This window comes from Desulfuromonas versatilis (assembly GCF_019704135.1).
Classification (GTDB): Bacteria; Desulfobacterota; Desulfuromonadia; order Desulfuromonadales; family NIT-T3; genus Desulfuromonas_A; species Desulfuromonas_A versatilis.
This window is the reverse complement of record NZ_AP024355.1, coordinates 1,733,346-1,745,626: the sequence shown is the minus strand read 5'-3', so window position 1 is coordinate 1,745,626 and position 12,281 is coordinate 1,733,346. Positions and strand designations below refer to the sequence as shown.

General features: G+C 59.0%; 10 protein-coding genes. 5 read left to right on the top strand and 5 right to left on the bottom strand.

Features of this window, described 5'->3' with window-relative positions; translation table 11 throughout:
* Positions 1–38: 38 nt before the first annotated feature.
* Together DESUT3_RS07710 and DESUT3_RS07705 are read right to left on the bottom strand one after the other, a co-directional pair.
* Positions 39–704: a DUF2959 domain-containing protein gene (locus DESUT3_RS07710; protein ID WP_221251894.1), complete on the bottom strand. Its 666-nt coding sequence runs from the start codon at positions 702–704 to the stop codon at positions 39–41.
* 45 nt (positions 705–749) lie between these two features.
* Positions 750–1,121: a DUF309 domain-containing protein gene (locus DESUT3_RS07705; protein WP_221251893.1), complete on the bottom strand. Its 372-nt coding sequence runs from the start codon at positions 1,119–1,121 to the stop codon at positions 750–752.
* A gap of 349 nt (positions 1,122–1,470) precedes the next feature.
* Here DESUT3_RS07705 and DESUT3_RS07700 point away from each other — a divergent pair, with 349 nt between their 5' ends.
* From DESUT3_RS07700 to DESUT3_RS07680, 5 genes are all read left to right on the top strand, one after another.
* Complete coding sequence (locus DESUT3_RS07700) at positions 1,471–1,776, top strand: hypothetical protein (RefSeq protein WP_221251892.1); 306 nt, start codon at positions 1,471–1,473, stop codon at positions 1,774–1,776.
* On the top strand, positions 1,773–2,906 hold the full coding sequence (locus DESUT3_RS07695) for an ABC transporter permease (protein WP_221251891.1): 1,134 nt from the start codon (positions 1,773–1,775) through the stop codon (positions 2,904–2,906). The genes DESUT3_RS07700 and DESUT3_RS07695 overlap by 4 nt, the downstream gene beginning before the upstream one ends.
* Before the next feature lie 115 nt (positions 2,907–3,021).
* The gene (locus tag DESUT3_RS07690; RefSeq protein WP_221251890.1) at positions 3,022–3,738 is read left to right on the top strand and encodes an ABC transporter ATP-binding protein; all 717 of its coding nucleotides are present in this window, start codon (positions 3,022–3,024) and stop codon (positions 3,736–3,738) included.
* Positions 3,739–3,966: 228 nt separating this feature from the next.
* Positions 3,967–4,908 (top strand): c-type cytochrome domain-containing protein, encoded by a 942-nt coding sequence (locus tag DESUT3_RS07685; RefSeq protein WP_221251889.1) that lies wholly within the window; start codon positions 3,967–3,969, stop codon positions 4,906–4,908.
* 174 nt (positions 4,909–5,082) lie between these two features.
* Entirely contained in the window at positions 5,083–6,081 is a 999-nt protein-coding gene (locus DESUT3_RS07680) for a hypothetical protein (RefSeq protein ID WP_221251888.1), read from the top strand.
* 191 nt (positions 6,082–6,272) lie between these two features.
* Here DESUT3_RS07680 and DESUT3_RS07675 read toward each other — a convergent pair whose 3' ends face one another.
* The 3 genes from DESUT3_RS07675 to DESUT3_RS07665 form a co-directional block, all read right to left on the bottom strand.
* A complete protein-coding gene (locus tag DESUT3_RS07675) occupies positions 6,273–6,977 on the bottom strand; it encodes an Ig-like domain-containing protein (protein ID WP_225911689.1) in 705 nt (234 codons plus the stop codon).
* Between the two features lie 112 nt (positions 6,978–7,089).
* Positions 7,090–10,623, bottom strand: coding sequence for a S8 family peptidase (locus tag DESUT3_RS07670; protein WP_221251886.1), 3,534 nt, complete (start codon positions 10,621–10,623; stop codon positions 7,090–7,092).
* A gap of 270 nt (positions 10,624–10,893) precedes the next feature.
* Complete coding sequence (locus DESUT3_RS07665) at positions 10,894–11,571, bottom strand: PEP-CTERM sorting domain-containing protein (protein ID WP_221251885.1); 678 nt, start codon at positions 11,569–11,571, stop codon at positions 10,894–10,896.
* Positions 11,572–12,281: the final 710 nt, after the last annotated feature.

The following is a 12,281-nucleotide window of genomic DNA, read 5'->3' as shown; positions in this document are numbered from 1 at the left end:
CGCCTCGGCCCCTTTTTCGCTGCGTGGCGCCCGGATTATTAGTCCCTGGCCATCGCCGAAATGAACGAATCAGCCTCGCTGATGGAACGCTCCATCTCCCGGATCAGCGACCCGATATCCCCCTCGATGGATTTCAGCTCTCCCTTCAACGACGCGATAGCCTGGGCATTGAGGTTATGCTTGAGATACAGAACCTGGTCGCGAAAAGCCGAGAGAACAGGGTCGATACGCTCCTCGGCCCGCTTCATGGCGCCGATCAGCTGGCCGTACTGGCGCCGCGTACGCTCGAGCTTGGCTTGGCTGTCGCGGCGTAGGCTGGCGTTGGAGTACTGCTCGAGTTCATCCTTCCACTCATCGAACAGCGCCCCGGCCACGTCCTCGACGTCGTCGATGCGGCTGCGCACCGCGTCGGCCTTGGCCTCGCTGCGATCGAGTTCTGCTTTCAACTTGTTGTACTGCTCCTCGAGAGCGCCGCTCTGAACCCCTAGCACTTCGTTAAAGCGCTGCAAGGCCGATCTGAACTGTTCCTTGGCTTCCTGCTGCGAATCCCTGGCCTCTTCGACGCGATCGACCAAGATGTCGCGCTTGTGGACCCCGAACTTCTCCATGGTATGGTAATAGGCCGTCTGACAACCGGTGAGAAACGTCAAGCTCAGCAGCCACGCAAGAATCCTGGCCGGCGCCTGGAATCTCCGGAGGTTCATGATTCGGTTCCTTTCATTTCCACCAGACAGAAAAAAACGGCCCGGTTATTTTTTAGCCAAATGAATGCGCGGTTCCAACTTCGGATCGAAATCGGCGAAACGCTCGGGGCCCAGCAACTCAAGCTCGGCCAAGGCCCGGCGGGTTTGGTTCACCAGGTCCGCCACGTCGATCCCCAAACAGAGTTGGCCGAAGGGCTCGAGGTACCCCGTGCCACGGCGCAGCAGACTGACCGCTCCCCGGTAATTGCCCCGCCGGTTATGCAGCAAGCCAATGCCGACCTGCAGGATTCCCTGGTAAAGCTTGCGGATCTCGCCCCTCTCCTGACACCAGAGAATTTCGAGGGTTTCATGTGCGAGGAAGTAATCTCCGGCATTGAACTCCTCGATTGCCCGCAACAGCAATTCGGGGGGGCGCATCAAGCAGGCTCTGCAAGGATTGCTGGTCATAGTCAAGGCTCGAAGCTCAGGCGGTGAGAAATCGGCCCCGCCTCTGTTGAAAAGCATACCAGCTTTCACCGGAGCCTCTTGCAGAAGTCGAGTTCGTCATGAGATTGGGCGACCACCTTCAGCGCAAAGACCATTTATTCAGCGAAACGCCATGCAGGGCGGTTACAACCGATCGCATCGGATCTAGACTTTTGCAAGAGGTTTGTCATAAAAAAATAACTTGATAGCGGCCCGAAGGAAGCTATCATTAAAATCAATTGCCAAACTTCGTCGATCATTCGCCCGAAACACATGGCGCTCCTCGCGGGATTCGAGCCTGATGCGCAAGTCCACCATCTTTATCTATTTTCTTTTCCTTAACCTGATGCTGGCCGGCTTGGCGATCGGGCATTCGCAGGAGGGCAGAACCCGGGCCGAAGCGAGCCTGTCACATAAATCATCCCTGGTAAAACGCTTGGGACTAACCGACCTGGCCCTGTTCACCGAGGCCCGCTACACCCGCCACCCGGCCATGGCCGATCTGGGCACCCCGTTTCAGGACTATCCCATGTCTCAGGAGCATTACCCAACCGGTTCCCTGGTCGGGCCCCCTCCCCACTTGACCAGCCAGAGGGTCGGGCCATGATGTGGCTGGCCCGGCAGCGTTATCTGCTCGATTTCACTCTTTCGTCCCTGTTGCGCCGCAAGGGGAAGAACGCGGCTCTGGTTCTGGTCTACACGGCGGTAGTGTTCGCCCTCGCCTCGGTCATGCTCTTTACCCAGGCCCTGCTGCGCGAGGCACAGGTGGTTCTTCGCGATGCCCCCGAGATCGTCGTTCAACGACTCGCCGCCGGCCGCCACGATCCGATCCCCATCGACTATGCCGAGCAAATCGCCGCCATCCCAGGGGTAACCGCCGTCCGCCCCAAACTCTGGGGCTACTATTTCGACACGGTATTCCAGGCCAACTACACCCTGCTGGTGGACGACGAATTTCCCCACGGTCCGGGCAACATCGCCATCGGCCCCGGCATCGCCAAAATCAGCGAGTCGGAAATTGACAACATCCTGCCCTTCTGGACCGACAAGGGGGAGCTGGTCAGCTTCAACATCAGCGAGATCCTCAGCGCCGAATCCGAGCTGGTCAGCAGCGACCTGATCCTGCTTACAGAGGAGGATTTCCGCATGCTCTTCGGCTTTCCCCAGGGGGCTGCCACCGACCTGGAGGTCAGGGTGCTCAATCCCAACGAAATCCCAGTGGTAGCCGGCAAGATCCGCAAGCTGCTGCCTGACACCCGGCCGATCGTCCGTGAAGAAATCCTGCGCACCTACGACGCGGTCTTCAGCTGGCGCAGCGGACTATTGGTGGCGATCCTGGGCGGGGCGCTGCTGGCCTTCGTCATCTTCGCCTGGGACAAGGCCTCGGGTCTCTCGGCCGAGGAGAAAAAAGAGATCGGCGTGCTCAAGGCCATCGGCTGGGAAACCTCGGAAGTTCTGCAGATGAAATTCTGGGAGGGGACGGTGATCTCGCTAAGTTCGTTTCTGGTCGGGATGCTGCTGGCCTACTGGCACGTGTTCCTTACCGACTCGGCCCTGTTCGCCCCCGTGCTCAAGGGCTGGGCGATCCTCTACCCCCAATTTCGCCTGGTACCGTTCATAGACCCCTTTCAGGTGGCGACCCTGTTCTTTCTCACCGTACTCCCCTATACCGTCGCCACCATCATTCCAGCCTGGCGGGCGGCGACCATCGACCCGGACGCGGTGCTGCGGAGTTGAACAAGCGAGTAACCCAAAAAACCAATGGGACGCAGATAAAATCTGATAAAAATCTGATCAGGCAAAAACCAGGCGTTTTACCAATCACTTATCACTCATTACTCATCACTAGCCCATGATCGAACTGACGAGCGTCACAAAAACCTTCAACCAGGGCCGCCCCAACGAGTTCACCGCGGTGCGCGATGTCTCGCTGAGCATCGAGGGGGGCAAGGTCAGCGTACTGCAGGGGCCGAGCGGGTCGGGGAAAACCACCCTGCTCAGCCTCATCGGCTGCATGGCGCGACCCACCGCCGGGCGTATCCGCCTGAGCTACGCGGAACAGGACCAGATGCCGGGCGGATCGGGGTTTCCCGGCGGGGAGGTGACCAGCCTGCCCGAGCGATTTCTCACCGCGATCCGCCGCCACACTTTCGGTTTCATCTTCCAACACTTCCACCTGGTCAAGGGGGTAAGCGCCCTCGAGAACGTCATGCTCCCCGCCTACCCCAACGGCGAACCCTATGGGGAACTCAAGGGTCGTGCCGGGGAACTGCTGCAGTTGTTCGGTATCGCCGGCAAGGCTCAGGAGAAGGTTGACTGGCTCTCCGGCGGCGAAATCCAGCGGGTCGCCATCGCCCGCGCCCTGATCAACGACCCGGCGGTAATCATCGCCGACGAGCCGACCGCACACCTCGACACCCAACTGGCCGAGGAGTTCGTGGAAATCCTCGCCGGGCTGAAGCACCGCGGCAAAACCATCGTCATCGCCAGCCACGACCCCCTGGTCTACCAGGCCCCGGTTATCGACCGGGTGGTGCGGATTCGCGATGGACGGGTTGAAAGGCAGTGACCGGTGATGAGTAATAAGTGATCAATGTTCGAGGCCGCAGCGGCTCCGACGGATCGGTCGGCTCGGACCAATCAGTCGGATCAAACGCGGCCCGTTGCCTTATCCGTGAAAATCAGCTTTGATCCTTGTCCAATTGCCTTAATGCTTATTGCTTTTGCCTTATCAGCGTTCATCAGATCTGATCAGCGTCCCCCAAAAGGTTCTTGCCCTTTTCTCAGGAGAAGCCCCATGAAAAAAGTCCCGGCAGGCCATCGATTGCTCCTGATTGCGTCATTTCTCGCTCTCCTGACAGCCCCTGCCATTGCCGCCGATCCCACTTGGGACGACGTTTCCATGATCCTCCAGCAGCGCTGTGTGGTGTGCCACCAGGGGCCGGCCGCTCCCAAGGGCTTGCGCCTCGACAGCCTGGATGGGCTGCGCGCCGGTAGCGAGGACGGTCCGGTCGCCTTGCCGGAAAAGCCGGCGGAGAGCGAGCTGCTGAAACGGGTGCGCGGCAAGAGCCTGCCGCGCATGCCGCTGACCGGGCCGCCCTGGCTGAACGACGAGGAGATCGACCTGATCGAGCGCTGGGTCGCCGCCGGCATGCCTGCCGCTGCCGCCGCCGCTGCAGCGACGCCCGGGTCCGCAGCTATCGAGACCACGCCGGAACCGTCAACCGTAACCAGCAACTCGCCACGCTGGTCGAACGTGGCGCCCATCTTCCTCTCGCGCTGCGCCAAATGCCACAGCCCTACCGGCATGATGGGACCGGCCCCCGAGGGCTTTCTGACCACCGGCTACGCCGAAATCCTCGCCAGCGGCGAACGGGCCCGCATCGTGCCGGGACAGCCCGGCGCCAGCGAGGTGGTGCGGCGCATCAAGGGGCTGTCCCGACCGCGGATGCCCTTTGACGGCCCGCCCTGGCTGGATGATGATCAGATCGATCTGATCGAAAAATGGATCGCCGCCGACGCCCCCGATGACCAGGGACAACCCGCACCCATCCCCGTCGGCGCCCGGGTGCGTTTCGAGGGGACGCTCACCGAAAGGTGGAAGGTCGACGGCCAGCCCCTGGCGGTTGGCAGCGGCACCCGCCTGGACAAGGACCCCGGCGTTGGGGCGCACGTCCAGGTGCAGGGCATCGTGGAGCAAAATGGCACGATTCGCGCGACGCGGATACGGGGGAGATAAACGCAAAACCGTCTAAAATCTTTAAAGGCAATTGGACACGGATAAAATCTGATAAACACGGATAATGCAAAACCTGGCCGCATTTGATCCGACCGATCAGTCGGATCAGACGCGGCCCCAACCACTGACCACTGACCACTGACCACTGACCACTGACCACTGACCACTGACCCCATGCTCTTGCACCCCACAATAATCGCCCTTCTGGTCACCTCGGCCCTGATCTCCCTGCTGTTGCTCTACTGCAGCGGCATCGGACTGCAGATCCTGCTGCGCTGGAGCCTGAACAGCGGCAGCGAGCTGCAGCTGCGCCTGGAGCGCAAGACCTACCTGGTGACCACCATCCTGTTCAACGTGATGATCTTTCAGCTGGCGTCGCTGTTTCTGTTCGTGTTCACCGCCGACCGCCTCCACCCCCTGTTCATCGGCGCCATGTGCGCCGCGGGCACCCTCAACGCCAACCCCTTCGGTTACCCGACCCTGCTGCTGAAGATCGCCACCTTCTTCCTGGCCGGGCTGTGGCTGGTGCTCAACCATGCCGATACCCGCGCCTACGATTATCCCCTGACCCGGACCAAGTACTCCCTGCTGCTGCTTCTCACCCCTGTGGTGCTCGCCGAGACAAGCTTCCTGGCCCTCTATATTCTCGGCCTCAAACCCGACCTGATCATCTCCTGCTGCGGCAGCCTGTTCGGCGCCGAGGGCCAGGGACTCGCCTCCGAGTTGGCCGCGCTTCCCGTTGGGCCGGTGCGCCTGGCCCTGGTTATCGCCATGGTCCTTACCCTCGCCACAGGGCTCTGGTTTCTGCTGCGCGGCCGCCAGGGGTGGCTGTTCGCCATGGCCGGCACAGCCAGCTTCCCGGTCGCACTGGCGGCGATCATCTCGTTCATTTCCCTCTACTACTACGAACTCCCCACCCACCACTGCCCCTTCGACATCCTCCAGGCCGGCTACGGCTACGTCGGCTATCCGGTCTACCTGGCCCTGCTCGGGGGCGCCATAAGTGCGGCGGGAGTCGGGGTCCTTTCTCCCTTCTCCCGCAAGCCAAGCCTTGCCCGGAGCCTGCCCCGAGTGCAGAGGCGCCTTGCCGTCACCAGCCTGGTGCTGTTCGTGATTTTCGCGGCGCTGGTCGGGTGGGAGCTGGCGACTTCGAAATTGATTCTGATCGACTAACTGCAACCTGCAGCGCAAGATCCGACGGATAGGTCCGATCCGACCGATCTGACGGATCTGACGGATCAACCACAGCAAAAAAACCTGAATTGGTCACGGATCAAATCTGATTAACACGGATAAAGCCGAAACCCCGGTGGTGCGGATAACGGCTTTTCTGACCACTGTCCACGGTCCACTGGCCACCGCCTCTAAAACGGCGGCGGCGGGCTGGCGGGTTCGGTCTCGAATTGCCAGGTGTGGTCGGCCTTCAGAGGGTTGCCCGCGAGGTCGGTGACCGCGGCGTCCACGGTGACGAGGTAGGCCGTGAACACGAACAGAGGGGCATCGGGGGTAAAAGTACCGGTGCGGGTGGCAGGGTCGTAGAGCAGGGTACCGGATTGAGGTGCCAGATCGAACTGCCGCAAGACCCGCAGGGTCAAGGTGGCGGGGGCGATCTCTTCGCTGAAGGTGACAAGGATCTCGGTGTCCACCGCGACTGCGGTTTCCCCCGCGGCGGGCAGGTTTGCCGTCACGGTGGGCGCCGGCCCGGTAGTAAAGCTCCAACGGTATTCCCCGGCCAGGGGATGGCCGGCAAGATCCCGCACCCCCTGGCTGAGGATTGCCGTGTAACGGGTGTCGGGCGCCAGCAGGCCCGCGGAGGTGAATACCGCCGTCACGGATGCAGAGTCAAAGACAAGGGTACCCGGTTCGCTTCGGCCGTGGTCATCCTCCAACCGAAAGGCCTCTGCCGGGTTCGGGAAGTCTATCTCCTCGCTAAAGACAGCCCTCACCAGCGTATCCTCGGCCACGTCGGTGGTATTCGACTCCGGGAAGACGGCGAGCACTTGGGGCGGCTTCGGATCCTGGGCCCCGTCGCCTCCGCCCCCACCTCCGCCGCAGCCGGCAATGACCATTGCGGCGAGCACATTTCCGATCAAAACGACCCTGCTACTCATGCCAGAACTGTCTCACTTCTGCAAACTTCTTCATCTCCTCCCTCATTGCGAGGGAGGAGGAGAACCTCGGTTACAGACCGGGGCGCGAAATGATCAACCGATAATCGGCATCCGAGCGGGAAAGGTACAACCAATAGCCCAGCCAGGGAACCAGGGCGACATCCGGCCCCTGGTAGGTTGCCAGGTATCCGTAGTTGTTGCCGTAGTCGCTCCCCTTGAGATAATAGAAGACATTGGGCAGCCATCTCTCTGAAATTGCCTCCGCCCAACTTACCGGCGGGGCACCTCCCCGCTGCACCTTGATATCGGCCAGACGGACCGGCCCGCCATAGGGGATGCTGATAATGTTCCAACCCGGCTTGAGGGCAAGGGCAAACTCGCTCGCGGTGATCTCCGGCACCCCATCCACCGGCGGCAGTGTCGTTCCGACCTCGGCCTGCTGGACAAGGTACCCTTCCCCCGATCGAACCGGCCCCGATGAATCGACCAACACAAAGGCGCCACGGTTGCCCGTCGAACTCAGCCCCTCGGAATCCCATCGATAGGCATTCGCGGTTCCCAGGGCCTGGGCGGCTGCCAGGTTGGCACCCTCCAGTGCCCCGGGTAAGCCGACCAGATTGGCGCCCCGTACCAGCCGCACCGCCGGCCCGGCAAGCTCTCCGGCGGTTGGATAACGGAAAATCAGGGTGCCGGCATCGTCGCGCGCCTCGAAGTGGTAATTGCACACCGGGGCCGGGCCAAGCCAGGTGGTGTAGGCGTAGGTCGCCCCGTGGCCGGCATCGCCCGACAGCAGATTCATGGGATAGACGTAGCCGTTTAGCACCAGCACGATCTGCGGGGGCGGCGCCCCCGAGGGGTCGCTGAGCAGCACCTGGAAGCGGAATCGAATGTCGATCCGCGGCTTGCCATTACTCACATCGAGATTGCTCGAGGCATCTCCCCCGTCTTCGCGCACCACGCAAGCCGCCCCCTCCCCGGCGGGCGGGCAAGCCAAAATCGCCAATTGAACGGGTGCGGCGGTGACGCTCAGGGTGAAGGACTGGCTAGCGGCGAGTCCACCCGGGTCGTCAACCGTCAGCGATACCGAGTGTTCCCCAACAGCCTCGACGCCGGCAGCGCCCGCCAGGATCGCCGTGCCATCCCCGTTGTCGGTCAGGGTCAACCAGGAGGGGTAACTGCCGGAGAAGGTCAGCTTGTCCCCGGCATCCGGGTCGGACGCTTTGACGGTATAGGTGTAGGCCTTTCCCTGTTCCGCCGAGGTTACCGGGGTGCTGGTGAAGACGGGGGCATCGTTGAGGTTAGACACCAATATGGAGAAATTCTGGGTCGCCGACAACCCGCCGCCGTCCGTCACCTTGAGACCGACAGGGTGGTTGCCGACCTGACCGTTGTCCGGAGTCCCGGAGAGCGTGGCGGAGCCGTTGCCATGGTCGGTCAACGTCAGCCAGGCCGGATAGGTTCCGGTGATGGTCAGACTGTCCCCGGTATCGACATCCGCTCCCTTGACGGCGTAGCTGTAAGCGGTGCCCTGCTGGGCCGAAAGGACCGGCGAACTGGAGAACGTCGGAGGATCGTTGAGGTTCGCTACGGTGATGATGAATGCCTGGGTCGCCGACAGCCCGCCCGCGTCGGTGACCTTGAGGTTGATGGAATGGTTGCCCACCTGGGCGTTGCCGGGCGTACCGCCGAGTGTGGCCGTTCCGTCGCCGTTGTCGGTCAAGGCCAGCCAAGCGGGATAGGTGCCACTGATGGTCAGTTTGTCTCCGGCGTCAACATCGGCAGCCCGGAGGGCATACCGGTAAGCGGTGCCCTGCCGGGCCGAGATCACCGGGGTACTGACAAAGCTGGGTGGGTCATTGACGTTGGCCACCGCTATGGAAAAATTCTGGGTCGCCGACAGCCCGCCGGCGTCGGTAACCTTGAGGCTGATGGGGTGACTGCCGACCTGGGCATTGCCCGGGGTGCCGGCCAGGGTGGCGGTGCCGTTGCCGCGGTCAGCCAGGGTCAACCAGGAGGGATAGGTACCGGCAATGGTCAGTGTTTGTCCGGCGTCGGGATCGGTGACGGCAACCGAATAACTGTAACCTTGCCCCTGGGTGGCGGCGGTAACCGGAGCGCTGGTAAACCGGGGAGGACTGTTTGCGGGTTCAGCAGGCCCCCCGCCGGCCTGCAGCGCCATTTCCACCGCCCGCAGCGCATTGAGCCTGCCCCAGCCATAATAGGGGTCCCAACCCGGCACGTCCTCAGTTGGATTGCCCACCTGGTCATCGGCGGTTTTGATTAAAATGTCAGCCACCTGGTCATTGGTCAAAGAGGGGTTCGCCGACCAGACCAGCGCAGCTACCCCCGCGACATGGGGCGCGGCCATGGAAGTACCGTCCCAGGCTTGGTACCGGTTGCCGGGAATGGTGCTGAGGATCCCCTGACCGGGGGCGACCAGATCGATATGGGAACCAAAGTTGGAACCCCAGGTGGAATTGGCGACACGGACGTCATTTCTGTCTGTCGCCCCAACTGCGAGCACCTTTGGATATGCAGCGGGATATTCCAGAATGTTCCCGCCCCCGTTGCCTATCGCAGCTACCAGCAGACATCCCTTGGAGTGGGCGAAATTAACGGCAGCAAGCAGATAACTAGGGTTGGCGAGACTGCCAACACTCAGGTTAATCACCTTGGCGCCATTGTTAACGGCATAATAAATCCCTTGGGTCAAGGCACTGGTTGAGCCCATTTGATTGGCACCTAGCACCTTAACCGGCAGAAAACTCACCTGCCAGTTGAGGCCGGCGACCCCTTTGCCGTTATTTGTTTGGGCCCCAATAACACCAGCGATGTGGGTACCATGACCGACGTCGTCCAGTGCATCGCCATCTCCGTTTACAAAATCATATCCCGAAACAACTTTGCCGCTTAAGTCCTCATGCCTATAGTCGATACCGGAATCCACCACCCCAACAACCAATTCTGGATTGCCCGTCACAAAATTCCACGCCTGGCCTGCGGCAATACTCGTCATCCCCCATTGGGAAGCCAAACTTGGATCGTTGGGGGTCAAAAAAGCTCTCACGGGATAATCGGCTTCGGCGGAAACTACATTCGGGTCCGAAGAAAAATCCTCCAGAATCGCTCGCACGTCCCTTCCTTGGGGAAGATCCAAAAAATATATCCGGTCTAAACCCAAATCCCCTTGATTCACCGGCTTGAATGAACGGCCAAAAGATACATCGATCGAAGGGGCTGGTCCGGTGATAAGAGGGCGAATTTTTAAAACACCATGACGTTTAAACTTCTCCTGCAAGGTGGGCTTTTTCGTTTTCAGGGAGTTTACAAGTGCCAAAGCGGGGGTATCGGGTAATTGTTCCTTCAGTTTAACCACAATCCGACTGGGTATTGCCATAGCGGGGCCCACTGCTGGTGACTCTTCATGAGGGAGTAATTTTCCGGGATCAAGCTTTTTTATGTTCCCCGTCACCCCAGAAGAAATTCCACCTGAAATAGTTCGAACGCCTATATCAGGTAGCCCTTCCTGGGCCAGCGCCGAAGCAATCAGGAGAAAATACGTGCCAATCAGTAGTCCACCTACCTTTTTCAAAACATATCCCATGGCACACCAACTCCTTCCCGTGTCAAGAGCATCATGCGCGAGTGCAGGACAGATGGGCTCCCAAGCAATCGCCCCCCTGACCACAATTAATTAAACAAAAATGGGGCTGGGCCGAATTCCTCTCCCCTCTAGGAATTACGACCTGCAGCCCCAAAATTTCTAAATCAAAACGGTCCTGAAACAGTCCCGAAATCAGTAATCGAAGGTAGTCACCCAAACCAGAGAAACCGGTAAACTGCAATATCGCCGGTCGCCCATAAGGGCCAGAAACTACGATTTGCCCTGCCGACGACGGAGGTAGACCAACCCCCCAAGCCCCGCTCCAAGCAACAGGATGGTCGATGGTTCGGGTACAGGCGGTGCATTTTTCAGGTCAAAGCCGAAGTCGGGAAGAAAAAATTCACCAAACGCAATGTCAGTAAGGAAGCCAAAGCTGTCGATTTCAGAAATGGTCCATAATTTATCAAAAACTGTCAACTCGAGAAGGGAAGAGTTAAAAGTGAATTCGGTCAAAAAGCTAAACCCTTTCAGACGACCGATGGGGGGAACAAGAGGGTCCTCGTCTGGACCTAGGGTACCATCATCATCTTGCGGAAAGATGTCGAAACTTAATGACGGAGGTAAAAAAGAAAATCCGTCAAAAAAGATGTCATCTGCTGCAGCGAAAGAACCAAGCCCCTGGAAGGAGAAACTGAAATTGGTAAGATCACCACCCGTGTACACTTGCTCGGAAGGCCCAAAATCGGATATAAGGTCACGATCGTAAATGGCACTACCGTTAATAAAAGAAGTAGTGCTCAAAATTCCATCAAGAACACTGCCTGCATTAACCCCCCCAACCAAGCCTCCGAAATTCTGTTGAATGAACACCGCCTCCGCGGTTACCACTCCGCCTACCAACATCACCACCGCAGCAAAAACAGAAACCAAAAAATTTCGCATCTTCATATCCTCCCTCGATTGAGTTCAGAACATTTTTCCTCTTCACCTGGCCAGCCCGCCCCCATTTCCTGAACCGAGCCACCCCGAAACGTCACTCGACTGCAGGAAACCTGAGCCAAAAGAAAAAATAAGAATTATTGGAGAAATCCAACAGCACCAATCATGCCAGCTGCATATCTAAATGAAATTATTGCCATTTCGAACACGCCTCAATTTTGAATCCAAGGACGTCAAATTTTTCGACAAAAGAAATTTCTCAGGTCTGGCGGTCTGAAGGCGGTGAACCATTGGGAGGTCGGGTAGCAGGCGAAGCCGCGGTTTTTGTACCGGGAACACACGTTCCCTTTGCGAATTCCATCCAGGGGCAGGGATCCATCACCCTGTTTTTTTCGGGGTGACGTGGACGGTTTATCAAGCAAACTGTAAACCTGATCGACAAGCCAGCTCCAATGAAGATTATTCAATATTATATTCAATTACTTAACTCGAGGCTTGAGTTTTGGACCCTTTACAGGCTCAGCCGTTTTCAGTTTCGAGGTCCCCTCAAAAAATAAAAAAGTAGGAAATTCCTACCAGGAAATTCGGGTTTCTCCCCATAGGCAACCAGCAGGTTTGAGATATGCCTCTATATGTCAGATAAAAAACTTTTCTAATTTCATAGGGAAATAAAAGAGCATAGAGAATTCCGCCTCCCAAGGTCCACAAACTAGGCTTTA

Excerpts from the sequence above, each read along its gene's own strand:
- DESUT3_RS07665 (WP_221251885.1), bottom strand. The coding sequence starts at position 11,571 with ATGAAGATGCGAAATTTTTTGGTTTCTGTTTTTGCTGCGGTGGTGATG.
- DESUT3_RS07675 (WP_225911689.1), bottom strand. The coding sequence starts at position 6,977 with ATGGTCATTGCCGGCTGCGGCGGAGGTGGGGGCGGAGGCGACGGGGCC.
- DESUT3_RS07705 (WP_221251893.1), bottom strand. The coding sequence starts at position 1,121 with ATGCGCCCCCCCGAATTGCTGTTGCGGGCAATCGAGGAGTTCAATGCC.
- DESUT3_RS07695 (WP_221251891.1), top strand. The coding sequence starts at position 1,773 with ATGATGTGGCTGGCCCGGCAGCGTTATCTGCTCGATTTCACTCTTTCG.
- DESUT3_RS07685 (WP_221251889.1), top strand. The coding sequence starts at position 3,967 with ATGAAAAAAGTCCCGGCAGGCCATCGATTGCTCCTGATTGCGTCATTT.
- DESUT3_RS07710 (WP_221251894.1), bottom strand. The coding sequence starts at position 704 with ATGAACCTCCGGAGATTCCAGGCGCCGGCCAGGATTCTTGCGTGGCTG.
- DESUT3_RS07700 (WP_221251892.1), top strand. The coding sequence starts at position 1,471 with ATGCGCAAGTCCACCATCTTTATCTATTTTCTTTTCCTTAACCTGATG.
- DESUT3_RS07690 (WP_221251890.1), top strand. The coding sequence starts at position 3,022 with ATGATCGAACTGACGAGCGTCACAAAAACCTTCAACCAGGGCCGCCCC.
- DESUT3_RS07670 (WP_221251886.1), bottom strand. The coding sequence starts at position 10,623 with ATGGGATATGTTTTGAAAAAGGTAGGTGGACTACTGATTGGCACGTAT.
- DESUT3_RS07680 (WP_221251888.1), top strand. The coding sequence starts at position 5,083 with ATGCTCTTGCACCCCACAATAATCGCCCTTCTGGTCACCTCGGCCCTG.